The 25,548-nt window shown below is 27.6% G+C and carries 24 protein-coding genes and 1 other annotated feature; of the genes, 17 read left to right on the top strand and 7 right to left on the bottom strand.

What is annotated here, in order from left to right; genetic code table 11:
* Positions 1-19: 19 nt before the first annotated feature.
* The 4 genes from QP548_RS09715 (at position 20) to QP548_RS09700 (ending at position 4,490) form a co-directional block, all read left to right on the top strand.
* Positions 20-1,135: an AAA family ATPase gene (locus QP548_RS09715; RefSeq protein WP_061426555.1), complete on the top strand. Its 1,116-nt coding sequence runs from the start codon at positions 20-22 to the stop codon at positions 1,133-1,135.
* A 13-nt stretch (positions 1,136-1,148) separates the two neighbouring features.
* Positions 1,149-2,486, top strand: coding sequence for a VWA-like domain-containing protein (locus tag QP548_RS09710; RefSeq protein ID WP_061426556.1), 1,338 nt, complete (start codon positions 1,149-1,151; stop codon positions 2,484-2,486).
* A 160-nt stretch (positions 2,487-2,646) separates the two neighbouring features.
* The gene (locus tag QP548_RS09705) at positions 2,647-4,038 is read left to right on the top strand and encodes a polysaccharide deacetylase family protein (RefSeq protein WP_061426557.1); all 1,392 of its coding nucleotides are present in this window, start codon (positions 2,647-2,649) and stop codon (positions 4,036-4,038) included.
* Between the two features lie 275 nt (positions 4,039-4,313).
* Positions 4,314-4,490, top strand: a complete 177-nt coding sequence (locus QP548_RS09700; RefSeq protein ID WP_175582800.1) for a hypothetical protein — start codon at positions 4,314-4,316, stop codon at positions 4,488-4,490.
* 36 nt (positions 4,491-4,526) lie between these two features.
* Here QP548_RS09700 and QP548_RS09695 read toward each other — a convergent pair whose 3' ends face one another.
* On the bottom strand, positions 4,527-4,940 hold the full coding sequence (locus QP548_RS09695; RefSeq protein WP_061426558.1) for a GNAT family N-acetyltransferase: 414 nt from the start codon (positions 4,938-4,940) through the stop codon (positions 4,527-4,529).
* Between the two features lie 525 nt (positions 4,941-5,465).
* Between QP548_RS09695 and QP548_RS09690 the strand changes: the two genes are divergently transcribed.
* On the top strand, positions 5,466-6,959 hold the full coding sequence (locus QP548_RS09690) for a YjjI family glycine radical enzyme (protein WP_061426559.1): 1,494 nt from the start codon (positions 5,466-5,468) through the stop codon (positions 6,957-6,959).
* Positions 6,960-6,967: 8 nt separating this feature from the next.
* On the top strand, positions 6,968-7,789 hold the full coding sequence (locus QP548_RS09685; protein ID WP_061426560.1) for a YjjW family glycine radical enzyme activase: 822 nt from the start codon (positions 6,968-6,970) through the stop codon (positions 7,787-7,789).
* 182 nt (positions 7,790-7,971) lie between these two features.
* Here the strand turns inward: QP548_RS09685 and QP548_RS09680 are convergent, their stop codons facing one another.
* The gene (locus QP548_RS09680; RefSeq protein WP_061426561.1) at positions 7,972-8,751 is read right to left on the bottom strand and encodes a DeoR/GlpR family DNA-binding transcription regulator; all 780 of its coding nucleotides are present in this window, start codon (positions 8,749-8,751) and stop codon (positions 7,972-7,974) included.
* Positions 8,752-9,198: 447 nt separating this feature from the next.
* Between QP548_RS09680 and ulaG the strand changes: the two genes are divergently transcribed.
* The 7 genes from ulaG (at position 9,199) to QP548_RS09645 (ending at position 15,604) form a co-directional block, all read left to right on the top strand.
* Positions 9,199-10,263, top strand: a complete 1,065-nt coding sequence (gene ulaG / locus QP548_RS09675; protein WP_061426562.1) for an L-ascorbate 6-phosphate lactonase — start codon at positions 9,199-9,201, stop codon at positions 10,261-10,263.
* A 24-nt stretch (positions 10,264-10,287) separates the two neighbouring features.
* On the top strand, positions 10,288-10,722 hold the full coding sequence (locus tag QP548_RS09670; protein WP_061426563.1) for a PTS sugar transporter subunit IIA: 435 nt from the start codon (positions 10,288-10,290) through the stop codon (positions 10,720-10,722).
* A gap of 183 nt (positions 10,723-10,905) precedes the next feature.
* A complete protein-coding gene (locus QP548_RS09665) occupies positions 10,906-12,372 on the top strand; it encodes a PTS ascorbate transporter subunit IIC (protein WP_003456976.1) in 1,467 nt (488 codons plus the stop codon).
* Positions 12,373-12,468: 96 nt separating this feature from the next.
* Entirely contained in the window at positions 12,469-12,759 is a 291-nt protein-coding gene (locus QP548_RS09660; RefSeq protein ID WP_003457096.1) for a PTS sugar transporter subunit IIB, read from the top strand.
* Between the two features lie 107 nt (positions 12,760-12,866).
* Positions 12,867-13,901: a hypothetical protein gene (locus QP548_RS09655; protein ID WP_061426564.1), complete on the top strand. Its 1,035-nt coding sequence runs from the start codon at positions 12,867-12,869 to the stop codon at positions 13,899-13,901.
* A gap of 137 nt (positions 13,902-14,038) precedes the next feature.
* Complete coding sequence (araD, locus tag QP548_RS09650) at positions 14,039-14,737, top strand: L-ribulose-5-phosphate 4-epimerase (RefSeq protein WP_075808116.1); 699 nt, start codon at positions 14,039-14,041, stop codon at positions 14,735-14,737.
* An 18-nt stretch (positions 14,738-14,755) separates the two neighbouring features.
* Positions 14,756-15,604 (top strand): L-ribulose-5-phosphate 3-epimerase, encoded by an 849-nt coding sequence (locus QP548_RS09645; protein ID WP_003468452.1) that lies wholly within the window; start codon positions 14,756-14,758, stop codon positions 15,602-15,604.
* Positions 15,605-15,728: 124 nt separating this feature from the next.
* Here the strand turns inward: QP548_RS09645 and QP548_RS09640 are convergent, their stop codons facing one another.
* From QP548_RS09640 to QP548_RS09625, 4 genes are all read right to left on the bottom strand, one after another.
* A complete protein-coding gene (locus QP548_RS09640) occupies positions 15,729-16,529 on the bottom strand; it encodes a tetratricopeptide repeat protein (RefSeq protein WP_061426566.1) in 801 nt (266 codons plus the stop codon).
* Between the two features lie 321 nt (positions 16,530-16,850).
* Positions 16,851-18,161, bottom strand: a complete 1,311-nt coding sequence (locus QP548_RS09635; RefSeq protein ID WP_061426567.1) for an alpha-L-fucosidase — start codon at positions 18,159-18,161, stop codon at positions 16,851-16,853.
* Positions 18,162-18,453: 292 nt separating this feature from the next.
* Entirely contained in the window at positions 18,454-18,780 is a 327-nt protein-coding gene (locus QP548_RS09630; RefSeq protein ID WP_011590297.1) for a HesB-like protein, read from the bottom strand.
* A gap of 101 nt (positions 18,781-18,881) precedes the next feature.
* Positions 18,882-19,226, bottom strand: coding sequence for a HesB-like protein (locus QP548_RS09625; protein ID WP_003453095.1), 345 nt, complete (start codon positions 19,224-19,226; stop codon positions 18,882-18,884).
* 455 nt (positions 19,227-19,681) lie between these two features.
* On the opposite strand from QP548_RS09625, the gene QP548_RS09620 reads away from it, so the two are divergent.
* Together QP548_RS09620 and QP548_RS09615 are read left to right on the top strand one after the other, a co-directional pair.
* Complete coding sequence (locus QP548_RS09620) at positions 19,682-20,413, top strand: hypothetical protein (RefSeq protein ID WP_061426568.1); 732 nt, start codon at positions 19,682-19,684, stop codon at positions 20,411-20,413.
* 510 nt (positions 20,414-20,923) lie between these two features.
* Entirely contained in the window at positions 20,924-21,931 is a 1,008-nt protein-coding gene (locus QP548_RS09615; protein ID WP_061426569.1) for a pectate lyase-like adhesive domain-containing protein, read from the top strand.
* 145 nt (positions 21,932-22,076) lie between these two features.
* Here the strand turns inward: QP548_RS09615 and leuS are convergent, their stop codons facing one another.
* Positions 22,077-24,527, bottom strand: a complete 2,451-nt coding sequence (leuS, locus tag QP548_RS09610) for a leucine--tRNA ligase (protein WP_061426570.1) — start codon at positions 24,525-24,527, stop codon at positions 22,077-22,079.
* An 89-nt stretch (positions 24,528-24,616) separates the two neighbouring features.
* Positions 24,617-24,824: a binding site (T-box leader), on the bottom strand.
* A 143-nt stretch (positions 24,825-24,967) separates the two neighbouring features.
* Between leuS and QP548_RS09605 the strand changes: the two genes are divergently transcribed.
* Both QP548_RS09605 and QP548_RS09600 read left to right on the top strand, forming a co-directional pair.
* Entirely contained in the window at positions 24,968-25,111 is a 144-nt protein-coding gene (locus QP548_RS09605) for a hypothetical protein (RefSeq protein ID WP_003453032.1), read from the top strand.
* A 210-nt stretch (positions 25,112-25,321) separates the two neighbouring features.
* On the top strand, positions 25,322-25,501 hold the full coding sequence (locus QP548_RS09600) for a hypothetical protein (protein WP_061426571.1): 180 nt from the start codon (positions 25,322-25,324) through the stop codon (positions 25,499-25,501).
* Positions 25,502-25,548: the final 47 nt, after the last annotated feature.

Genomic DNA, 25,548 nt, shown 5'->3' with positions numbered 1-25,548 from the left:
AGAAAGAAGGGACACTAAAGTGGATTTTAAAGAAGCGTTAAGTACAGTTAATTTAGTTCTTATGACAGGAGAAGTACCTCTTTTAATAGGAGAAAGTGGTATAGGAAAAACTTCTTTAGCAAAAGAACTTAGTAGAATAAATAATTATCATTTGGTTACTATAGATGGAAATCTTCTTAAAGAGGGAGAAATAGGTGGTCTCCCAATGGTAGAGAAGAAAGAAATCCTATTTAAAGGAGATTTAGTAAAAAGAAGTGTAACAAAATATGCTACACATGTAAAACTTATGGAAATTGATGATCATATTGAAAATGGAGAAAAAGTTCTTTTATTTATTGATGAATTAAATAGATGTGAGCATGCAGTGCAACAAGAACTTATGAATCTTATATTAAATAGAGAGATAAATGGATATAAGTTAAATGATGATGTATATATATTAGCAGCTATGAATCCATCAAATAAATATGATAACTATGAAGATAGTGATTATCAGGTTATTGAAATGGATCCAGCTCAAGAAGATAGATTTGTTTGGATAGATATTAGTTCAAATCTTAAAGAATGGATGAGTTGGGCAATGGGAGATGGAAATATCCATGAACATATAATAGAGTTTTTATCAACATTCCCTGAATATTTCCACACTCCTAATTCACTAGAAACAATAAAAGCTACTCCAAGAAGTTGGGAGAGGGTTTCTAAGGCTTATAGAGTATATTTATCAAATAAGAAGAACTTTTCTAAGGAAATATTATATAATGCTTTAAAGGGAAATGTAGGCTCAACAATAGCACAAGAATTTATAGCATATATAAGTAATCTTAATAAGCCTATTATTTCTAATGAAGAAATTTTTGAAAGTGATGTTTTAGGATTTAACATTAGAGAAAGAATAATGAGCGAAAATCATTCAAGAATGTATATAATAGCTAAGAGTGCTTTATATTATCTTGAGGGATTAAAGGATTATAATAAAGAATTAGAAGTGTTCTCAGATTTATTATCTTGTTACCCTAAGGATTTAAGATTAGGAATAATGAAGGAAATAAAAAGTGATCACTCAGAAGAATTATATAGAAATTTATTAAATGAGGATAAGTTCTTAGAAGCATTCTTTGAGATATATAGCTAGGTGGTGAAATCTTATGGATTTTGAAAGAACTAGGAGGAAACTTCTTAATATAGCAATGGAAGCTGAAGAGGAGAATAAGCCTTTAACAGATGATTTTAAGAGAGAATTTTGGAGTTTAATAGAGAAGGTAATAATCTCCCTTTATGATAAAGAAAATTCATTTTTTGGTCAGTTTTTAATTCATGTAAAGAGAGAAATAAGAACTGATATTAAATGGCCCATAGCCACTAAACCAGAAATGGGATATTTCACAATGGTATTTAATCCAAGAATAATATTGGAATGTGATTTAAAAGAGGTTCAGGCTCTTTTAAAGCATGAAGTATATCATATAATGATGTCTCATTATGCTAGAGAAAAGGCTTTAAGTAGAAAATATTCAAAACTTGCTGTTAGTATAGCCATGGATATAGCTATAAATCAGTATATAAAGAATTTACCTCCATATAGTAAAAGGCTAGATTATATAAATTTAGAATATAATCTAGAATTAAAACCAGATATGCCTATGGAAAAATATGCAGAAGAAATTCAAAAGGCAATTGAAAGAAGAAAAAAATATGGTATTACTGGTGATGATAAAAATGCTGGTGATTTAGTAAGCCAAGAAAAATCCCATGAAGTATGGGAAGAGGTTTCTATAAGCTTAGATAGTTTAGAGGGAACAACTAAGAAAACAGCCATAAATGCGTATAAGGGCAAGGCTCCTAAGGATTTAGAAAAAATAATCTTACTAATGAAAGAAAAACCAGAGATAAAGTGGAGTGAATTTTTAAAGGATATAATTCCTACAACAAGAGGAAGTTATAGAAAAACTATAACAAGAAAAGATAGACGTCTTCCAGAAAGATTAGACCTTAGAGGAAAATTACCAAATTCTATTCCAAAAATATTAATAGCAATAGATGTTTCAGCATCCATTTCTGATAAAGAGTTTGAAAATATAATAATAGAAGTTTTAGGTATAGTAAGAAATAAAAATGCTGAAATAAAAGTTATTGAATGTGATGATGAAATAAGAAGAGTGTATGATTTAAAAGGAATAAAAGATATAAAGCCAAGAAGTAAGAAAAATGGCTCAACAAGATTTTCTCCAGTATTTAGATATATAAAAGAAAATAATATGAGAAATCATATTCTTGTATATTTTACAGATGGAGTTGGAGAAAAAGATTTAGAAGTTAAGCCTATAAATTATAGAACTCTTTGGGTTTTAACAGGAAAGGAACAATTAAGTTTAAATAAATCTTTTGGAACTGTTAAACATTTAGAAAAAGAAAAAGGGGAAGGATATACCCTTATGGATGGCTTACAAGATATGAAGGACAATCTTCATGATTGGGCTAGATAAAGTAAAAAGATAGCACATGTTGATTTAATTGAAAATCAATATGTGCTATATTGTTTTTATATGGTTTATTAATTATAAAAAAGATAATTTAATCAATTAGTAAATTATTAGTTTAATTTATAATGTATATTTTAATAAGAAATCATAAAGGGGGAATTTGGTGAAGAAAAATATTAAGAATATAGCTTTAGTATTATTAATAATTTTTGTAGTTGCTTTAATTGTTATAACATTTAAAATAATTAAATTTAGAAAAAATACTGTGACAGATATAAAAGCTTGTGGCAATAAAATAACTTTTAATTCTAATGTTAAAAGAGAAGAAATAAACTATTTAAAAGTGGATGGAGAGAAGGATAGACCAGTAAATAAGGTTGAAGGGTTAAATTTATTTATAAATAATAGTAAAGTTAATTTAAGTGATAAAATTTATGAAAAGAATTTAAGATATTATATTTCTGTAGAAGATTTAGAGAAAAATGGACAAGTATCAATTAAAGGAAATAAGCTTTTAAGCAAGATAAATAAAAATTACATAGATTTATATAAAAAAGAGATTTTAAAAGAAAAGGATAAATTAGGTTTAAGAGGAGAAGTTTTAGATTTAGATCATAAAAAATATATTTCTATAAATGATTTTAAAGAGCTTATTGAAGCTAGTGATGATTGGTACGAAAATAAAAACTCAATTTATATGTTTGAGAGTAAAACTAATAATATAAACTGCAATTATAAAGTTAATGAAGGGAAAGCTGCTTTAATAAGAATAGAGGATGTTAGTGCTGGGGGAGTTTTTTCTGAAGATAACAACATGGAAAAAATGAAATATTTAAGTGATTATTTTAAAGCCAATAATATAGTATTTCACATAGCTTGGATACCTAGATACATAAATCCTGAAAAAAACATAGATAATGATTTGCTTAAAAATAATAATTTTGAAAATGTTCATTTTATAAATATGTTAGATCATTTAATAAATAGAGGGGCTGTAATTGGTCTTCATGGATACACTCATCAACATAATAATCAAATAAGTGGACTTGGAGTAGAGTTAAAATGGAATGTTAATAGCAATAAAAATAAAGTTTTAAAGGTTGTTGAATCATCATTAAAGACAGCTAAGACCTTAAATATACCTATAGGTTTCTTTGAAAGTCCACATTATAAAGCAGATAGAAATCAACAAAAAATAATAGAACAATATTTCCCAGTTATGTTTGAACCCTATGCTGGATATTGGAACTTAAATCCATTAATAAGTTTTAGTAACAAGTCCACATTATATGTACCTGCTCCTTTAGGATATGTTAAGGATAATGGAGAGACTGTAGCTAGAAGAATTAGAAATTATAGCAATGAAATTTTAACGGCATTTTTCATACATCCATACATGTTTTTAGGTAGTATAGAGAATAAAAATAATAGCACAAATAATGAAGAAATATATGAGTTTAATGAAAATTCTCCTATATTAAAGATAATATCTGCCTTAAAAGAAAGAGGATGCAAAACCATAACTGTTAATGAATTAAACAATCAAATTACGTAGTAAAAGTTTTGGCTATGTATTCTTTTAAAAGACCGTCTGTTATAAATACTTTTTAAGAGTTAAATAAATTCGGCTAAAATATAAGAATATTAAATTGTTAATATTATATTAGAAATTAGAGTAAGATAAGTTATATAAGATATAACTTATCTTATTTTTATATCTAAAGTTATATAAAAATAATATACAGTAATTAAAGATTAAATAAAGTTAATATAGATTAGAAGATGAGGGAAATATAAGTTAGAAGATTACTTTAGAGATGTATTAAATATATGGTAGAAAGTAAAAACAAAAGTCCTAAGGAAAAATGTTATGAGTTAATTAGAATAGTACCAGCACAAACAGATTTAGGTTTAATGTTTTCAGAATCAGTAGATAAATATACTTCCTTACAATCTTCAATATTTCTAATCTCTTTTAATACTGATTTTATTGCTCTTGTTCCATAACCATGATATTTCTTGTAAATCATAATTCTACAAAGTTCAATATAACCGCTTTAGAAAAAAATATTCTGAAAATCCATCCACTGCATTTTCATAAGTTCCAACTTCTTCATATCCTATTGATCTATAAAAATCTCTACCTTGCCAATCGAAGGTATCTAACCTAATCATATTTGCTCCTAATAATCTTGCTCTTTTCTCAATTTCATTCATTAGTAGTGTACCAACCTTCTTATTCCTATATTTCTCATCAACAAATACAGTGGAAACATATAGTATTTTAAATACAGTCATACATGCATCTGCTCCCGCGATTAGTCTGTTATCCTCAATAACACCAATTCTTACACTACCTGAAATTTCATATTTTATATGTTTTTTATCATATTCATATAGACGATTTTCAATATCCTTTATTTGCATATCATTCAGTTCAATAATATTGTAATTCATAGCCCCTCCAAAATTAAAATATAATATAATCTGTAGTTAATCTAAATAACACGAATTCAACAAACTCTAATTTATCTAGTAATTTAATAAACAACAAACTCGTATTATAATAAACTTGTTATCTTTTATCCATAATTATTTTACCATATATTGTAAAAATAATAAAATATTTAATTATTTATAATAAAAATAATATATATCTAATATTACTTAGTAATATTAGATATATATTTGGATTTTAAATAATCTAAGTCGTTTATATACTTTTAACTTAATTCTAGCTTAGTATTTTAGTCGAATTTTATTATGTAAGAATAATAAAATTAAGAAGTTTTTAGTATGTTAAAAAATTTCTAAATAGTTATTTTGAGTTTATTTTAGTGTACATTGTGTGTACACGGTTACATAAAAGATATATAATTAATGTATATTCAAATCTATTAAATTATAATAAGTTTGATTTTCTTACAATTTATTTAAAAATACTAAATTAATATACTTGTATGTTTTAAGGGGAGGAAAAGTATGAATAGAGTATTAGAGATACTAAAGGATAAATCATTAACATATCATCAACAAATTAAAGACTTAGCTGCTTATGCAGAAAGTACAATTGAAGTGTTAAATGTTGATGATGAAACAAAAAAATTAATAGAGGAAGGGTGTATATGTACTCTTTTTGAAGGGAATGCACCATTTAGACCTAGATACATAATTCCAGATTATTCTTTACTTATGGAAAAGGGATGTGAATTTTTAAATCTTTCAGTTCCAGAGGATATATGGGAAGCAACTAATAATCTATTAATTTTCTATAAGCATGTGCCTTCAATAACTACATTTCCAGTTTACCTTGGAAATATAGATGAGCTTTTAGAGCCATTTATAGAAGATGAAAGGGAAGCGAAAAGGGCAATTAAATTATTTTTAAAGCACATAGATAGAACATTAACTGATTCTTTTGTACATGCTAATATAGGGCCAAGAGAGACTGTGGCAGGAAGATTAATACTAGAGTCTATGGATGAACTTCAATGTGCAGTTCCAAATTTAAGTATGAAGTATGATTTAGAAAATACTCCAGAGAGTTTTATAAATTTATGTGCAAAGGTTGCTTTAAGTACAGCTAAACCTAGTTTTGCAAATCATAAAATGGATGTGAAAAGCTTTGGAACAGATAGATATGCTATAGCAAGTTGCTATAATGGATTTCATATTGGTGGGGGTGGATATACTCTTGTAAGAATAAAATTAAATGAGGTAGCTAAAAAGGCTACTTCAATAGAGGACTTTTTAGAAAATGTCTTACCTTATGTAAGCACTAAAATGATTCAGTATATTGATGAAAGAATAAGATTTTTAGTTGAGGAAACTCAATTCTTTACTTCTAATTTCTTAGTAAAAGAAGGATTTATTCAGAAAAAATTATTTACAGGAATGTTTGGAGTAGTAGGTCTAGCAGAGGCTGTAAATACTTTATTAGGAGCAGAGAAACAAGGTGATAGATTTGGGTATTCAGAAAAAGCTAATAAACTTGGATTAAGAATAATAGAGAAATTAAATAAAATAGTATCAGAGCATGAAGCTAAACATGTAAATTGCTTTGGAGGACACTATGTTCTTCATGCACAAGTAGGAATTGATTTAGATCAAAATGTATCACCAGGATGTAGAATACCAGTTGGAGAAGAACCTGAATTATTTAATCATATAATGCAATCAGCACCATTCCATAAATATTTTTATAATGGAATAGGAGATATATTTGTATTTGAAGATACATATAATAATCATCCAGAAGCCTTAGTTGATATTATAAAGGGTGCCTTTAATTCAGGAATAAGATATATGTCTGTTTATGGAAGTGGAGCAGATGTAGTAAGGGTGACTGGATATTTAGCTAAGCGTTCAGAGGTAGAAAAGCTTGAAAGAGGAGAGGCTGTTCTTAATAATACGGACCTATTTGCCATGGGAGCAAAGAATAATTGTCATGCCTTTGAAAGAAAAATTAGAAAGTAAGTGATATTATGGCTTTAATAAATAAGATAATTCCATTTTCGTGTGTTGATGGACCAGGAAATAGGATGGTTATATTTTTTCAAGGATGTAATTTTCAATGTTTATATTGCCACAATCCTGAAACTATAAATAAATGCATCTCTTGTGGAAAATGCGTTGAAAATTGTGAAGTAGGTGCTTTATCAATTAGTGATGGAAAAGTTATTTGGGATGAGGAAGAATGTATTTCTTGTGATAAATGCATAAAGCTATGCGAGAATATGTCTTCTCCTAAAACTAAGGAGTATTCAGTAGAAGAACTTGTAAAAAAGATAGAAAAAGATAGCTTTTTTATAAGAGGAATAACTGTTAGTGGTGGAGAATGCACTTTAAACTCTGAATTTTTAATAAAGCTTTTTAGAGAAGTTAAAAAGCTTGGATTGACTTGCTTTGTTGATACTAATGGTAATACTAAATTAGACGATGAGCTTATAAATCTTACAGATAAATTTATGATTGATGTTAAGTCTATTGATGAAAAAGAAAATATTTGGCTAACTAAATCATCAAATAAATTGGTTTTAGAAAATTTAAAAAGAATATTAGAGTTAGACAAGATGTATGAAGTTAGAACTGTTATAGCCCCAGGACTAAATAGCGAAAAAACGGTGGATGAAGTTTCTAAAATCATTGGTGATAAATGTAGATATAAACTTATAAAATATAGACCTTTTGGAGTTAGAGAAGAGGGTATAAAGGTTCATGGAACTATAAGTCCAGAAGATAGTTATATGAATGAATTAAAAGAAAAATCTATAGCTAATGGATGTATTGACACAATAATAACTTAATATGTATTAGAATTAGAGGATAATTTAGTACAAAGAAATATTTAAATATTAGAGAATAGAAAAGAATATGAAAGCTTTAAAAAATATATAGCTATATAAGTAAAAAGATAAAAGCAATTAAGTTGCTTTTATCTTTTTTAGTTAAGTTTTATAAATTTTAATAAAAATATTGAAATAGTATTTTACGAGAATATTATTTTTACTCCTTTTTCTTTTAATTTTTCAAGTTCAGACTTATCATCTTCAATTTCATTTGTGATTACATAATTAACTTTAGAAATATCTCCACTAGAAAAATTATGATGTATTCCTATTTTTGAGTTATCTGCTAAGACAAAAGTTGGCCCATTACAATTTTCAAGCATCTTCATATTTACTGTGGTTTCCTGGAGAACAGATGTACTGATTCCTGTATTGGCATTTATACCACTAACTCCTATAAAACATTTAGTTGCAGTTATTTTAGAAATTATCTGAGTGGCTATATCACCAACCATAGATTGTTTTCTTCCATATACTTCACCGCCTGTAAGTATTATCTCTACATTAGGTGATAAATTCATACCTAAAATTTTGCCGTTGTTTGTAATTACCATAACTCTTTTATCTTCTATATATTCTAAGAGTTTTATTGCAGTTGAACTAGAATTTATAAATATACTATCTCCATCCTCTATAAATTCAGCAGCTTTTTTAGCTATAGAATCTTTAATTTTTTCTCTTTCAATATTACTATGATTGAAATAAGGATCTTCACTTAAAGCTCCTTCAATAAGTTCAGCACCGCCATATTTTCTTCTTATAACCCCTTCTTTTTCTAGGTTTTGAAAATCTCTTCTTATTGTTATATTAGATGTTTTTAATAAAGTAGCTAATTCTTCTGTTTTAGCAAATTTATTTTCTTTTAAATATTTCAATATTGCCTGTTGTCTTTTAAAAACAAAGCCTTTTGCGTTTTTCATTATAAATGCCTCCTAACTGATATCTCTTTGGTATTATTTTCTATAAATATCTCAACGACTATTATAAATATAAAATTAAATTATATATAGATAATTTAAAAAAGTACTAAAACATGTAGATAGTAATTTTTAAAAAATATGAAGTTGTATTTAACTTTAATAATTAAATACTGAGGTTTATTATAGCTAGCACTAAATTAGATATTACTATTTATAATAATTGTACATAAAAGAATAGTATAAATCAACGTAAAAAGAATGAAAAGTAATCAAAATGAACATAAAAATCAAATTTAATTTGATTAATATCACAAAAAAACAAAAAATAAATAAAAACAATCAAAAAACACTTGCAAAGAAAACAATTACAGTATATAATTTAATCATAAAATGATTGAATGAACTTGATAAATGTTCAAAACAATCAAATTGGGTGGAGGTATAATTATGAGTAAAGTAAATGAAATAACAAGAGAATCATGGATTTTAAATACATTTCCAGAATGGGGAACTTGGTTAAATGAAGAGATAGAAAATGAAGTTGTTAAACCAGGAACATTTTCTATGTGGTGGCTTGGATGTACAGGTATATGGCTTAAAACTCAAGGAAATACAAACATATGTATAGATTTTTGGTGCGGAAGCGGAAAAAGAACAAAGAAGAATCCTTACATAAATCCAGAGCATCAAATGGCAAGAATGTGTGGAGGTAAGAAACTACAACCTAATTTAAGAGTTGCACCTTTTGTATTAGATCCATTTGCAATAAAGAATGTTGATGCAATAATATCAACACATGATCATAACGATCATATAGATATAAATGTTGCAGCTGCAGTTTTAAAAAATTGTTCAGAAGATGTTCCATTTATAGGACCACAAGCATGTGTTGATAAATGGATAGGATGGGGAGTACCAAAGGAAAGATGTATAGTTGTTAAACCAGGAGATGTAATAAAAATAAAAGATATTCAATTACATGCTTTAGAATCTTTCGATAGAACAGCTTTAATAACAGCTCCTCCAGAAGGAGATTTAAGAGGAAAAATGCCAGTAGATATGGATTATAAGGCTGTTAACTATTTAATAGAAACTCCAGGAGGAAATCTTTATCATAGTGGAGATTCACATTATTCAAATTATTATGCTAAGCATGGAAATGATTATAAAATAGATGTTGCTCTTGGATCATATGGAGAAAACCCAAGAGGTATTACAGATAAAATGACATCAGTAGATATTTTAAGAATGGCTGAGGCATTAAACACTCAAGTAGTAATACCATTCCATCATGATATATGGTCAAACTTCCAAGCTGATACAAATGAAATTTTAGCATTATACGACATGAAAAAATATAGATTACAATATAAATTTATACCATTTATATGGCAAGTAGGTGGAAAGTTTACATTCCCAGAAGATAAGGATAAGAGAGAATATCATTATCCAAGAGGATTCGATGATTGTTTCTCTGTAGATATAAACTTACCATATAACTCATTCCTATAAGATTTAAGAGTGGAGGAAATTATCATGTTAAAAGAATTAATAGAAAAAGGTAGATATTCTTTTCATGATGGCTTTGATAATTGGGAGGATGCAGTTAAGGCTGCATGTGCTCCCTTAGAAAAAGAAAAAGTTATCGAAAAAGAGTATGCAGATTTAATAATAAATAGTATTAAAAAACATGGACCATATATAGTAATTGCGCCAAAGATTGCTATACCACATGCACAAGAAGGACATGGAGTTAATGAAACAGCCATATGTTTTATGAAAACGAATACTCCTGTGAGTTTTGGTGAGGGTGAAGAGTATGATGCTCAATTATTTTTTGTTTTAGCTTCAGTAGATAATGAAGTACATTTAAAGAATTTAACTAAAATGGTTGAGTTAATTTCAGATGAAGAAACTGTAGAAAAGCTTTTAGAAGCTAAATCAGTTGAGGATCTTAAAAAATTAGTATAAGAGATTTTAAAAAAAGTTTTAAAGTTTCTACAGTGCTTTAGGTAGGTTTTAAACTAAAGTACTGTAGAAATTATAGTAAATATTTAAGACTAATCTTATTTAGTTTTCAGTTAAGTTATAAATTAAAACAGTTTAAATAATATTGGAACAAGTTAAGAAAAGGGATATGGGAGGAGAAGTATTATGGATTTTATAATCTACATTTGGGAGTTTTTCCAAAATAACATTCTGACAAAACCTGCATTTTTCATTGGATTTATAGTTCTTATTGGTTACTTGTTACTTAAGAGACCTTTTTATGATGCTTTGGCAGGATTTATAAAGGCAACAGTCGGTTATTTAATTTTAAATGTTGCAGCAGGTGGACTTGTTAGTAACTTCCGTCCAATTCTTGCAGGCCTTAAAGATAGATTTAATTTACAGGCGGCAGTTATAGATCCTTATTTTGGACAAACGGCAGCTCAAGAGGCTATAGGAAATATAGGAAAATCTTTTTCCATGATGATGGTAGTTTTACTTATAGCATTCTTATTTAACTTAGTGCTTGTATTACTTAGAAAATTTACAAAGGTTCGTACAGTATTTATTACAGGACATGTAATGGTACAACAATCAGCTACAGCTTTATGGTTAGTATTTTTCTGTTTCCCAAACTTAAGTAATATGGGAGTCGTAGTAATGTTAGGATTACTTCTTGGAACATACTGGGCAGTATTTTCTAATCTTACAGTTGAACCATGCCAAGACCTTACTGAAGGTGGTGGATTTGCAATAGGTCACCAACAAATGTTAGGAGTTTGGATAACTGATAAAATAGCTGGAAAAATAGGAAATAGTAAAAAGAGTATTGAAGATTTAGAACTTCCAGGATTCTTATCTATATTTAGTGATAACGTTGTAGCAACTGGTATATTAATGACTGTTTTCTTCGGAATAATCATGGGAATACTAGGACCAGATTTAATGCATACAATCGATAAGGGGTTTGATCAAAATACAAATTTCTTATTTTACATACTAGAAAAATCACTTAACTTTGCAGTTTATTTAAGTATATTACAAATGGGTGTTAGAATGTTCGTTTCAGAACTTACTGAATCATTCCAAGGTATTTCAAATAAAATACTTCCAGGATCAGTACCAGCTGTAGACTGTGCAGCAACTTATGGATTTGGACATCCAAATGCAGTTACTATTGGATTCTTATTTGGAGCAGTAGGTCAATTTATAGCAATAATAGGACTTGTAGTTTTCCAAAGTCCAGTACTTATAATAAGTGGATTCGTACCATTATTCTTTGATAATGCTACATTTGCAGTGTTCGCTAACAGAAAAGGTGGATTGAAGGCTGCCATGATAATTCCATTCGTTTCAGGAGTTATACAAGTTTTAGGTGGAGCATTTGCCGCTTACTATTTTGGATTAGCTCAATTTGGAGGATGGCATGGAAACTTTGACTGGGATACATTATGGCCAGTAGTTGGAGTTCTTATGGACAAGTTTGCTTATGTAGGGGTTGGAATAGCAGTAGTAGGAATGCTTTTAATACCACAAATTCAATATTTTAAAAATAAAAAGGGTTACTTCAAGTTAGTTGAAGATTATGAAGGATATTTAGAAGACAAAGAAAAGGAAAGAGTACAAAATTAGATTTAAATCAATTGATAGTTAGTACCACTTTGTTAAGTACTAACTATCAAAATAAAATAGATAAAAATAATTGGTGTTAATTAGGAGGAGATATTTATGTTAAAAGTAATAGCAGCATGTGGAAATGGAATGGGATCAAGTCAAATTATAAAAATGAAAATAGAGAAGATATTTAAAAAGTTAAATATTCCTGTATCAATTCATCATACAAGTATAGGAGCAGCAAAAACAGAAGCTTCAAGTTATGATGTAGTATTTTGTTCAGATGCATTAAAAGGAAATTTTGATAAAGCAAAGGCTTCAGGAACTATTGTTATAGGACTTAAAAACCTTTTATCAGAAAAAGAAATTGAAGAAAAGATTGTAGAAAATATAGTAAACAAATAAATATAAAAGTTATGATATAGTACTTATTTCTTAGAGTGTTAAGAGATAGGTACTATGTTATAAATAAGACTTTATTTTAATTATTTATAATCTAGGAGGAATATAAGATGAAAATAGAAAAGAAGTTTTTAACTGACTTACATAGATGTTATGCAACAAGCAGTACTGTTATTGATGGAGATAGAAAAATACTTATAGCAACTGAAGGAGAAGGTCCTTGCTTTATGTATGAGGGAGATGATTTTAAACAATCAACTGTTTGGGATGGCCCAGGAGGAACAATGTCTATAATTCCTATACCAGGAAAAAATGGAGATTTTCTAGCAGTTCAAAGATTTTTCCCTACATTTCAATCAGAAGATGCTGAGATAGTATGGGGAAGATATGAAAATGGAAAGTGGGAAATAAAAACATTATTTAAGCTACCATATTTACATCGTTTCGATATTTTAGAAGCTAATGGAAAGCTATATTTCTTGGGGGCAGTTTTATGCAATAGTAAGCAATTTAAAGATGATTGGAGCGATCCAGGTAAGATATATGTAGGAGAAATTCCAGAAGATTTAAATAAACCTATTGAGCTTAAGGTTATAAAAGAAGGATTAACTAAAAATCATGGATATTGTAGAGCATATCATAATGGAAAAATGATTGGTTTAGTAACATCTCAAGAAGGAGTATTTAGAGTAACACCACCTCAAAGTGATGATGAAGAATGGACTATTGAAAAAATAATGGATAGACCTACAAGTGATGTAGCTGTTGTAGATATAGATGAAGATGGTGAAGATGAATTAGTTACTATTGAAGAATTCCATGGTAAACATTTTAGAATAAATAAAAAGTATGGAGATGAATATAAAATTATTTATGAGTATCCAAAAGAAATGGATTTTGGACATGTTGTTTGGGGTGGTAAGCTAAGAGGCGTTCCAACTATAATAGGTGGTTATAGGAGATGCGATAAAGATTTATTTTATATTCAATGCACTGATAAAGAAAAATTAGAGTTTGAAACTGTAGTTATTGAGTCTGGGGTTGGACCAAGTAATGTTGCCGTTTTAAATGAAGATGATAGAGATATAATAATATCTGCAAATAGAGAGTTAGGACAAGCTGCCTTATATATTGTTACTGATTAATTGAAGATAATAAGTTTGTCTTACTTTATTAATTAACAAGAGAATTTTATTTTAAGTTTATTAAGTTAATTAATACGAAATACTTAAGAATAAATTTTGTTATAAGGGTTATTAAGAGTCTAAGGAGGATCTTTTATATGTTAGAGAACTTAAAAAAAGAAGTTTACGAAGCTAATATGCTTCTTCCAAAATATAATTTAGTAACTTTTACATGGGGGAATGTTTCTTCCATAGATAGAGAAAAAGGACTTGTTGTAATTAAACCATCAGGAGTTGAGTATGACACAATGAAACCAGAAGATATGGTTGTGGTTGATTTAGAAGGAAACATTGTTGAAGGAAAATATAAACCTTCATCAGATACAGATACTCATTTAAAACTTTACAAGGAGTTTAAGAATATAGGAGGAATAGTTCATACACATTCTAGATGGGCAACAATATTTGCTCAAGCAGGAAGAGGAATAAAGCCATATGGAACAACTCAGGCAGATTATTTTGCAGATGAAATCCCTTGTACAAGAGATATGACTAGAGAAGAGATTGAAGGAAATTATGAATATAATACAGGGGTTGTAATTGTTGAAAGATTCAAAGACATGAATCCAGAGAATATTCCAGCAGTACTTGTTAAAAATCATGGTCCATTTACTTGGGGAAAGGATGCTAAAGATGCTGTTCATAATGCTGTTGTTCTAGAAGAAGTGGCAATGATGGCATATAACACAGAAATATTAGCAAATAAAAATGTAGATAGTATGTCTGATGACTTATTAAATAAACACTTTTCAAGAAAGCATGGTCCAAATGCTTACTATGGACAAACAGGAGCTTAAGAAAAGGAGCGGATTAAAATGAAGGAATATTTTATTGGATTATATGAGAAAGCTATGCCTAATACACTTACTTGGAGGGAAAAGCTTCAATGTGCAAAAGAGAATAATTTTGATTTTTTAGAGGTTAGCATAGATGAAACTGATGAAAAATTAAAAAGACTTGATATGACAAAAGAAGAAAGACAGGTTTTAGTAGACCTTATGTATGAAGTTGGTCTTCCAATAAGAACCATGTGTCTTAGTGGACATAGAAAATATCCTATAGGAAGTGCAGATGAAACAACTAGAAATCGTGGTATGAGAATAATGGAGAAGGCCATAGAGCTAGCAGATGATTTAGGAATTAGGATAATTCAATTAGCAGGGTATGATGTTTATTATGAAGAGGGTAGTGAAGAAACAAGAAAATTATTTTATGAAAATCTAAAAAAAGCTGTTGAAATGGCTGCTAGATCAGGAATAATTTTAGCTTTTGAAACTATGGAAACTGAGTTTATGAACACAGTTGAAAAAGCCATGAATTATGTTAAAAAGATTGATTCACCATACTTAGGGGTTTATCCTGACTGTGGAAATATAACTAATGCCGCTACTAAATATAATAAAAATGTTATTGAAGATTTAAGAAGTGGTAAAGGTCACATAATGGCTGTTCATCTTAAGGAAACAAAACCAGGTAAGTTTAGAGAGATTCCATTTGGAACTGGACATGTTGATTTTGAAAGTATAATAAAAGAATCATATAATATGGGAGTAAGAAGATTTGTTACTGAGTTTTGGTACACAGGTACTGGTGACTATAGAGTTGAAATAAAGAATTCAAGAAAATTTATAGAGGAAAAATTCAATAAAGCCTTAGAAAAGTAAAATTAAAGGGGCTTTTATAAAAATAACTTTTTATAAAACTTACAAACAGTATGAAGGGAAATCTAGTAATTCTCAGAATATGTTTGTAAGTTTTATTATTATATTTTTATATAGCCCGCTTTTACTATATGTTTAATTCTTGTATAGCAGCTCTAATTTTATCCTTATTAAGGGCTGAAAGATAAGACTCTCTTTTAGTTAAGGCTTTATCGAAAGATTCTAAAGCTCCTTTAGTATCTCCTTCATCTCTTAGGATTAAGCCATAATAATAATATGGCTCTGGTATTCCAGGATCTTCGTCTAATAGTTTAGTATATACTTCCTTAGCCTTTTCTATATTTCCAGTGAAATAATAAGATTGAGCTAAGTTATCCATTATAACCTTGTTATCTTGATCATATTCATAAGCTAAAAGGTTATATTCTAAGGCTTCTTCATATCTTTTATCTAATATTAAGAAATAACCTAAAGTCTCATAAACAGTTGTATGTTCATATTGTGTATGAAGATTTTTTAAGTTTTCAATAGCCTTTTTTAAATCACCATTTTTCCAAGTTATAAGAGAATCTGTCATTGTATAAGAAGCTCTTAATCTCTCTGGTAGTTTATCATAATCAATAGCACTTAGAAGCTTAGTAGCTTCTTCTAAATTTCCTAAGTAAAGAGTAAGATATGCATATTGAAGTCTTATGCTATCACTAACATTTTTATATGTACAAGCTTTTTTATAAAGTTCTAGAGCTTTTTCTCTTTCACCATTTCTAAAGGAAACATTACCTTTGTAAGCTAAAATATAAGGCTTTTTCTTATTATATTTGTATAAAGCATAGATTACTACAACAATTAATGCAAAAACATATTGCTTCATCATTACTAATACAAATGCTAATATTAAAGCAATTATAAAGTCATAAGCTATATTCATTTTTTACGCCTCCAGTAAATACAAAATATTGCAATTATATTATAAGAATAATTTTAATGGAATTTTATTCTTAATACAACTTTACTTAATTATATTTACAAAAAAATTATTTTAATTTAACAGTAAAATAAAAGAGGGTTGTACCAAAACAAAAATTAATAAAACTTATGAAAAATATAAAGAAAATATATTTATAAGTTTTAAATATAAGTTTTGATACAACCTTTTTTCTTTAAAAAGTAAAAAACTCTATTAATGACAGTTTTAAGCTTTCACTTTCTATATTTATTTTTATATTTTATAAAACATTATTTATTAAAATTATCCTAAATATGCACCAATATGATTAATCATAGGTGGATTTTTATATTTAGTAAATGAAATTTTAATTTTATCAGTTTTGATATTATTAAGTTTTGCTATATGTCTATATCCTATAGAAGTACCATTGTAAAGTTCAAACCAACCATTGTTATATGCATAAACTTTAAATTCTTCTACATTTTGACCTTCAGCAATCCACTCTCTAATTTCTAAAATATTAAATTCAGTAATAGTTTTAAAATCTATTTCTATATAAGGGTTAACAGCATTTTCATTAGCTATCCAATAAGATTTTTTGTAGTCATCAATTAAATTATAGCTATCGCTAGAAGATGAATTTGTAGCTAATATAGAAGAACCCTTAATAAGGTTATTAGAAAAAGTTTCTTTTATATATTTAGAAAAATCAGAAAGTAAGCTTAATTCATTATGATTTAATAATCCATCTGTATTAGGAGATAAAACTAATACCAAGTTTGTATTTCTTCCTAATGAATTATTATACACATGTTTTAAATTTGATAATGAATCTTTATTATGGTTTAAGCAGTCAGATAGGGAGTAAATACTTTCTCCAACAATCCAAGTGTCCCCATAAATATTTCCTTTTTTAATCTCTTCATTGTTAAAATCTTCTTTTAAAAGATTTAAATTTACAGAAGAGTAGAAATAGTTTTTAGATGACTCTATATCTGAATAATATGTCCAACGTACATCTGGTCCAATAGGGCTAGATATTATACATTTAGGATTTATTTCTTTAATTACTTTAAAGTATCTTTCAAAATCAAGGGAGTCATAATATTCATCTAAAGAGGTCATATCCATAATAACTTCACTTATTTGTGAATAATTAGTCATAAGTTCTTTTAATTGAGACGCGTAGTAATTATCATATTCTTCAGGAGTTAAGTTTAAAGTGAGATAATCTTTTAAAGTAAGATGAATAGCAAATTTAAGTCCAAACTTTTTACAAGATTTACTAACTTTTTTTACTAAATCATCATAATTATTCTCTAAAGAAAAAGTATTTATATTAACTTTTGAACAATTGCTTTGCCATAAACAAACACCATTATTAAGCTTAGCAGTTAAAATAACTTTCTTAAATCCAAATTTAAATAAATTTTCTACCCATCTATCTGTATTAAATGAAGTCTCTTGTTTTAATAAAGAAGGAGCTTCATCATTATTTTCAGAATTAGCTGTAAATGTATTCAATTGAAGGTCTAAAAAAGCTATTAGTTCATCTTCTTGGTATTTTCTTTGTTCTTTAGTTGGAGTTAGGTTTGCTAGAGTTGTATTCATTATCTCTCCTCCTTAAAAATAAAGCGTTTATTAAATTATAATACTAAAATTAAACATAAACAACCATATTAGTAAAAATATTGAAATTTAATTTAGTTTAAAAATTTTTAAAGAATAAAATGAAGAAGAGTAAATTAAATTTCCTTAGTATTTTAAGTAGTATAAATTAATTTTAAAAGACTTAAATAAAATTTATAATTTTAATTTATATTTTTTATTAGAGAGTTGAGAGTTAATTTAAGAGCAGATAGAAAAATAGAGATGGAATAAAATCCATCTCTATATGTAAAAATTAATGACAGCTTGAGCAAGAAGAGCATCCGCCTTCGCTTTCTTTAACTGGTTTTAATGATAATCCTCTACCACCATTTTCATCTGAAGAAAGCAGAGTGAATCCTTCAAAATCTTTAACAAGTTCTTTATCAACGAAGAATGTTATATCTTCTATTTTAACAACTTCATCATTATCTGATTGTTCATCCAGAACAATATTAAATACTGGGCCGCCTCAGCCAACTCCTGCTAGATTTATTCTTATGTCAAATTTTTCTACGCCGTTTTCTTGTAGAAAAGATTTGAACTCAGTATAAGCTTCATTGCTCATTTTAACAACTGACATATCTATTTCCTCCTAAATTTTAATTTAAAGCAAAATTGCCTTATATAGTTTATTATTAATATATTTTAAAATAATATCACACTAAAATAGAAATATTATAATTAGTGACAGCTACCACAGCTACCACAGTTTCCACTACAACCGCCACCTTCATAGTCACTCATTAATGGATCAAGAGTTAATCCTTCACCAAAATTTTCTTCATCAGAAAGTATTGAGAAACCTAAAAATACATCGATTAAAGAAGAATCAATAACAAAAGTTAAATCTTTTATTACTTCAACCTCATCACCTTCATTTTTTTCTCCTGCAGTTACATAAAACATAGGGCCCATAGGTCCGTTCCCACCAAAGTTTATTCTAATAACATCACTATCTATATCATTTGATTTTAGGAACTCTTTAAATTCAATATAAGCATCATCGCTCATTGCTACCTTTTTCATTTGATCACCTACTTAATTTCAATTAATTAATAATTAATATTAATTGATTAAATTATATAATTTTAAACAAAATAAATCAAGACTATTTTAGTAGGAATTTAAATGTAGAATTTTATTTTATATATAAATGATAAAAAATAGAAAATAATTATGATGTTTTTGTAATAATATGAAAATTTTTATGAAAAACATATTGAGAAGTTCCTTACATCAAATTAAAATAAAAGAGTTAAATAAAATATGAAAATATACTAAAAATATAATTATTATGAACCTTAAGGTTTAACATTTCAATAAAAGTTTATATTTCAAGTGGAGGTTGATTTCAGATATATATTTAAATCTAACTTAATTTAGTAAGGAATTTTATTAATATGGTTTTTAATAATATATCTAAAAGAAATATAGACTAATAAAAATAAATTGTTTTCTGAGAAGATTAGAAAGGAAAAAGTATGATACCATATAACATAGATTATTGTGAAGAAAAAATAAAAGAATATAAAGAAAAAATAAAAGAGAACAAAAAGGGTGAATTTACTATTAAGTATAGTGAAGGAAAAGAATTTGATGGTTATTTATATGAGCATAAGCAGATATTAAAAGAAAGTCCTATAGAACTATATGAAGGAGAAAAGCTTTGGATGAGAATTTCACCACATGAGATTCAAGGAGCTTTTGAAAGTATAAAGAGAGCAAAAGGTAAGGTAGGGGTTCTAGGATTAGGATTAGGATACTTTGTTCAGGAAATAGCAAAAAGCGATCAAGTAACAGAAATAGTTGTCTATGAAATGAGTGAAGAAATAATTGACTTATACTTAGAAAACTTTAGAGAAAATTCTAAGATAAGAATAGTAAAAGGAGATGGGTTTAAAGCAGAGAGAGAAAACTTTGACTTTTTCTATGTGGATATATATGAATATAAATTAACTACTAAAGTTGTTGAAGACTATGTTAAATTAACAAAACTTCATGATATTGTAGAATATAGCTTTTTTGGAGTAGAGTCATTTATATTAAGTTGTCCAACTAGTGAAATAATATGGGTTTATATATTAGAAGAGTGGATGGATATGTCAAAGGACTTATTTACAAGATTTAATCATAGTGAGTATATTGAATATTTTTCACCTATGGAGGAGAATAAGGTATTAGAGGTACTTAAAGAATTTGGAAAAGTTCTTTAAACTTTATTACTAATTCGTAAAAATAGATATTTTAAATTTATTTTATTTATTAATTGATTTACTAATTAGTTAGAAATTTTAAATTGATAATTTTGAACTTAGGTTATAATATGATTTATTATGAAATTATTATCTTATATTAATTGTAATAAGGATTTTAATTTATGAAACATGTTATAACCTTTTTGTATTTAAATTTTAACTTTCTCAATTATAATAGAATATATAATTTAGAGTAATATAGAAATTTTAGATCATAGTATTTATTTTATTTAATTAAGGAAAGAATATTGCTTTGTTTTCCATGATTTAGCAAGGCATCCTTGAAGGTATATGGTTCTAAAAACATAAAATATACATTAATAAATTATAAGATTTTAGTAGAGTTAAAAAAAATCTATGATATGTCAAAAAAATCTATAATTTATTTTTTGAAAACCTATACAAAAAGTGATATAATTAGTTCATAATAGAAATATAAGAAAAATAATAAGAAGAGGTGAATTTAGTATGGCACATAAAAAGGTGGCAAAAATAATAGCAACTGCTATAGTAGTAAATAACCTCTCCAGTAGCGTAGTTTTAGGCAAAGAAGTAAATTTAATAGAAAAAAACAAAGATAATTCAGTTATAAATCAAAGTATAAGTCAGAGTAAAAGATATAATAATATTTTTAGAATAGAAAAAACAGTAGGGGATACAGAAGAATTCTTAAAAATAATAAATGATGGGAACTTAGAAGAGATAAAATTATCAAGGGACATTGACCTTAGCAATTTAATTTCTAGTGGAGTAGATATTAAGAGTTCAAATGTTGTAATAGATGGTCAAGGATATAGTATCTATGTTCCTAAATTAGCCGAAAATCTTAATAGAGATTTTTTTACACTACAGGGAGATGGAATTGTGCTAAAAAATTTAAATATAGTATGTAAGGATGATGAAGCTTTAAATAATAATAACCTTATTACTATATCAGGAGATGACATAACCTTAGAAAATGTTTTCATAGAGTCTAACTTTAATAGAGCAGTAAACATTTTAGATGGAAATAATATTCATATTAATGATTGTAAAATAGTAAATAATCAAGAAAAGGGTAATGGATTAAAGATTGAAAATGGAGTAGTAACCTTAAATAATCTTGATTTACAAAATAAATCTGGAGTTGGACTTGACATTTTAGGAAAAGATTCAAAGGTTTATTTAAAAGGAGATATAAAAATAGATTCTCCAATTGAAATAAGGGGACAGTTTAGAGATGGTGGAATTTTAAATTGTGATAATAATCAGTTAATCCACGAAAAAAGAGTCTTTGGATATACTTATTATAATGTTGCAAAGGAAACAGAGTTAGTTAGAAATAAAGATGAGTTTTTAGAAGCAATAGATAATAATATAGTTAAAAATATAAAATTAATGGACAATATTGATTTAAGAGGACATGAATCAGAATATTATAAAGTTTTTGAAAAAGAAATAAAGGTTGATAAAAATAATTATCATATAACAATGTAAAGTTTAAAGGTATCTAAACGGAGTCAAATCTCAGCGTTTAGATACCTTTTATAGTATAATATATAATTTGTTATTTAAAAGTGTTAATTATTAAGATTAGTATTAACTTTTAATCAATTAAAAAATTTGCAACGTTAATATTATATTACTTAACAACTATATTTACAAGTCTACCTTTTATAACTATTACTTTTACAACTGTTTTTCCTTCTGTTGAAGCTATGATTTTCTCATCAGATAAAGCAGCGGCTTTTATTCCTTCTTCATCTAAATCAGAAGAAACCATTATTTTGTTTTTGATTTTTCCGTTAACTTGGATAGCTATTTCAACTTCGTCTTTAACTAAAGCTTTAGGGTCAAATTTTGGCCATGCTTCATTGAAGATTGAGTATGAATTTCCAAGTAAGCTCCATTGTTCTTCACTGAAGTGAGGTGCAAATGGTGCTAATAATCTTAAATAATCAGAAACTACATCTTTTAAGAAATCAAGATTCATTTCTTTCTCTTGAGTATATTTAGATAAAGCATTTATGAATTCCATCATTCTAGCTATTGCTGTATTAAATTGAAGTTTATCTGTATCATCAGTAACAGATTTTATAGTATTGTGTCTCCAATAGTTAAGCTCTTTTTCAGCCTTATCCATTGTAGTTTTATTATTTTCACCTTTTGAGATTGCTTCTCTAGCAGTATCTATAATTCTTTCAATTCTTTCAACGAATCTATTTACAGATTTGATTCCATCATCACTCCAAGCTCCACCTTCAGTGTAAGCAAAACCAAACATTAGGTACATTCTAAATACATCTGCACCATATTCTTTTATATAATCATCAGGAGATATTGTATTTCCTTTTGATTTACTCATTTTTAATCCGTCTGGTCCTAAGATTAATCCTTGGTGAGTTAATGAAGTAAATGGTTCATCAAAGTTTAGGTATCCCATATCTCTTAGGGCTTTAGTTATGAATCTTGCGTAAAGAAGATGCATACAAGCATGTTCAGGTCCACCAACGTATTTATCAACTGGTAACATTTTGTTGATTAATTCAGGATTAAATGGAGCCTCAGTATTTTTATTATCAGGATATCTTAAGTAATACCATGATGAACATACGAAAGTATCTAAAGTATCAGTTTCTCTCTTAGCTGGTTTTCCGCAGTGAGGGCAAGTTGTATTAACAAATGCTTCGCTCTTAGCTAGTGGAGATTTTCCATCTGGAGCAAATTCAACATCATATGGTAATTCAACTGGTAATTGACTTTCAGGTACAGGAACTATACCACATTCTTCACAGTAAACTACAGGAATTGGAGCTCCCCAGTATCTTTGTCTTGAAACTAACCAGTCTCTTAATCTAAAGTTAACTTTCTTTTCTCCAAGACCCATTGAAGCTAGTTTTTCAACTATTTTTTCTTTAGCTTCATCTGTAGTTAATCCATCAAATTCACCAGAGTTAACTAATATACCGTGCTCGCAGAATGGAAGGTTAGTTTCACTACCATCTTTAGCTTCTATAACTCTATTTATTGGAAGATTGAATTTTTCAGCAAAAGCAAAATCTCTTTCATCATGAGCAGGAACAGCCATAACAGCTCCAGTTCCGTAAGTTGCTAGAACGTAGTCTCCAACCCATATAGGAACTTCTTTACCTGTTAATGGATGAATAGCATATGCACCAGTGAATACACCAGTTTTTTCTCTTGAAATAGATTGTCTTTCTATATCAGATTGTTTTTTAGCTTCTTCTTTATAATTTTCAACAGCTTCTTTTTGTTCAGCTGAAACTATTTCGTCTACTAATGGATTTTCAGGAGCTAAAACAACATAGCTAACTCCGCATAAAGTATCAACTCTTGTTGTGAATACATCAAAGTTTAAATCACTATCTTTAACTTTAAAGTTAACTTGAGAACCAGTTGATCTTCCTATCCAGTGTTTTTGCATAGAAACTGTTTTTTCTGGCCAATCTAAACCATCTAATTTATCTAATAATTCATCAGCATAATCAGTTATTTTAAAGAACCATTGAGTAAGATCTTTTTTAGTAACTTCTGTTGAACATCTTTCACAAGCTCCATCAACTACTTGCTCGTTAGCAAGAACTGTTTGACATGATGGACACCAGTTTACAGGAGCTTTTTTTCTATAAGCTAATCCTTTTTCGTATAATTTTAGGAATAGCCATTGAGTCCATTTATAATATTCAGGTGAGCAAGTTACAACTTCGTTTTCCCAGTTAAACATAGCTCCCATAGCTTTTAATTGTTCTTCCATTTTAGCTATATTTTTTATTGTAGAATCTTGAGGATGTATTCCTGTTTTTATAGCAAAGTTTTCAGCTGGTAAACCAAAAGCATCGAATCCCATTGGTTGGAATACATTATATCCTTGCATTCTTTTAAATCTAGCCCATGAATCAACTGGTCCATAGTTAAACCAGTGACCTGCATGTAATTGGCTACCAGAAGGGTATGAGAACATTTCTAAAACGTAAAGTTTCTCTCCTTCTTTATTTGGATCAAATTTATAAAGGCCTGATTCAGCCCATTTGTCTTGCCATTTCTTATCTATGGCAGTACTATAGTTACCCATTAACTAATCCTCCTCTAAGTCTATATAATTAATTATTATTTGCTAGAATCAAATAAAAACAAATAAAAAAACCTTCCATCTCTTAAAATTTAAGAGACGAAAGGATATTCGCGGTACCACTCTTATTAGGAAAATTTCTTTTCCTCACTCGATTTTATAACGGGTTTTTCCCGTATGTGCTTTTTTTCACACATATGCTCATAGGCAAGTTCATATTTTCATACCATTGTGTCACAGCAAACCACAACTCTCTTTAGGCTATGAGGTAATATTACTACTCCTAATCAAAGCTTTTAATGATTCAGTTTTTATATATTATATATCAAAAGTTTAAAATAAGTCAATTAAAGTTTCTAATAAATACCTAGGATGAAAAAAATATAATTACAAAAAATAAGGTTGAACAAGTTTCAATAAAAAATAGAAAGAGGTAATTATTCATGGGAAAAAAACTAAAATCAGCAACAAATAATCAATGGGTATCAACAACTGTAGATCCTAATATGGTTCCTGCAAAAGACAGACAGCCTAAAACTGCAGGAGATAACCAATGGACATCAACTTCTAAAAATCCAATGAAATAACAATTAGTATATACACTTAGTTTAGAGAGAATAATCTTTAAACTAAGTGTATATTTTTTTGTTTTGTTAGTTTTTTATTCCAAGGGTAAAACATAGCATTATATTAGAGATTAGAATTTAACATTTAATTAAATTAATTTTAAGTAATTATATTATTTTAAAAATTATAAAAATAAATAAGTTTAAATTTATATAGGGGGAATAGTTTTTATGTTAGGTGGAGTATTGGGAGGATTGTTAATAGCTTGGATATTAAGTATATTTAATTTTGATCGTATGTTCATCAATACTTTATATGAACTTTTAGGATTAAGTATATCAACAGATGCATATTATGTAATTTTTGCATTATTAGGTGCAATAAGTAGTATTATGAAAAAAGAAGATTAACATATTAAAAAAATAAAAAGAGAAAAGCTAAGTTTAGTGATAAGATT

Origin of the sequence: Clostridium sp. UMB9555A (assembly GCF_030222355.1) — a bacterium.
GTDB classification, from domain to species: Bacteria; Bacillota; Clostridia; order Clostridiales; family Clostridiaceae; genus Sarcina; species Sarcina perfringens.
The sequence above is the reverse complement of the archived record's forward strand: the minus strand, read 5'-3'. Positions and strand labels throughout refer to the sequence as shown.

Excerpts from the sequence above, each read along its gene's own strand:
- QP548_RS09660 (WP_003457096.1), top strand. The coding sequence starts at position 12,469 with ATGTTAAAAGTAATAGCAGCATGTGGAAATGGAATGGGATCAAGTCAA.
- QP548_RS09605 (WP_003453032.1), top strand. The coding sequence starts at position 24,968 with ATGGGAAAAAAACTAAAATCAGCAACAAATAATCAATGGGTATCAACA.
- QP548_RS09620 (WP_061426568.1), top strand. The coding sequence starts at position 19,682 with ATGATACCATATAACATAGATTATTGTGAAGAAAAAATAAAAGAATAT.
- QP548_RS09695 (WP_061426558.1), bottom strand. The coding sequence starts at position 4,940 with ATGAATTACAATATTATTGAACTGAATGATATGCAAATAAAGGATATT.
- QP548_RS09665 (WP_003456976.1), top strand. The coding sequence starts at position 10,906 with ATGGATTTTATAATCTACATTTGGGAGTTTTTCCAAAATAACATTCTG.
- QP548_RS09710 (WP_061426556.1), top strand. The coding sequence starts at position 1,149 with ATGGATTTTGAAAGAACTAGGAGGAAACTTCTTAATATAGCAATGGAA.
- leuS (WP_061426570.1), bottom strand. The coding sequence starts at position 24,527 with ATGGGTAACTATAGTACTGCCATAGATAAGAAATGGCAAGACAAATGG.
- QP548_RS09670 (WP_061426563.1), top strand. The coding sequence starts at position 10,288 with ATGTTAAAAGAATTAATAGAAAAAGGTAGATATTCTTTTCATGATGGC.
- QP548_RS09635 (WP_061426567.1), bottom strand. The coding sequence starts at position 18,161 with ATGAATACAACTCTAGCAAACCTAACTCCAACTAAAGAACAAAGAAAA.
- QP548_RS09700 (WP_175582800.1), top strand. The coding sequence starts at position 4,314 with ATGGTAGAAAGTAAAAACAAAAGTCCTAAGGAAAAATGTTATGAGTTA.
- QP548_RS09640 (WP_061426566.1), bottom strand. The coding sequence starts at position 16,529 with ATGAATATAGCTTATGACTTTATAATTGCTTTAATATTAGCATTTGTA.
- QP548_RS09655 (WP_061426564.1), top strand. The coding sequence starts at position 12,867 with ATGAAAATAGAAAAGAAGTTTTTAACTGACTTACATAGATGTTATGCA.
- QP548_RS09645 (WP_003468452.1), top strand. The coding sequence starts at position 14,756 with ATGAAGGAATATTTTATTGGATTATATGAGAAAGCTATGCCTAATACA.
- QP548_RS09685 (WP_061426560.1), top strand. The coding sequence starts at position 6,968 with ATGGCTTTAATAAATAAGATAATTCCATTTTCGTGTGTTGATGGACCA.
- ulaG (WP_061426562.1), top strand. The coding sequence starts at position 9,199 with ATGAGTAAAGTAAATGAAATAACAAGAGAATCATGGATTTTAAATACA.
- QP548_RS09625 (WP_003453095.1), bottom strand. The coding sequence starts at position 19,226 with ATGAAAAAGGTAGCAATGAGCGATGATGCTTATATTGAATTTAAAGAG.
- QP548_RS09690 (WP_061426559.1), top strand. The coding sequence starts at position 5,466 with ATGAATAGAGTATTAGAGATACTAAAGGATAAATCATTAACATATCAT.
- QP548_RS09615 (WP_061426569.1), top strand. The coding sequence starts at position 20,924 with ATGGCACATAAAAAGGTGGCAAAAATAATAGCAACTGCTATAGTAGTA.
- araD (WP_075808116.1), top strand. The coding sequence starts at position 14,039 with ATGTTAGAGAACTTAAAAAAAGAAGTTTACGAAGCTAATATGCTTCTT.
- QP548_RS09600 (WP_061426571.1), top strand. The coding sequence starts at position 25,322 with ATGTTAGGTGGAGTATTGGGAGGATTGTTAATAGCTTGGATATTAAGT.
- QP548_RS09680 (WP_061426561.1), bottom strand. The coding sequence starts at position 8,751 with ATGAAAAACGCAAAAGGCTTTGTTTTTAAAAGACAACAGGCAATATTG.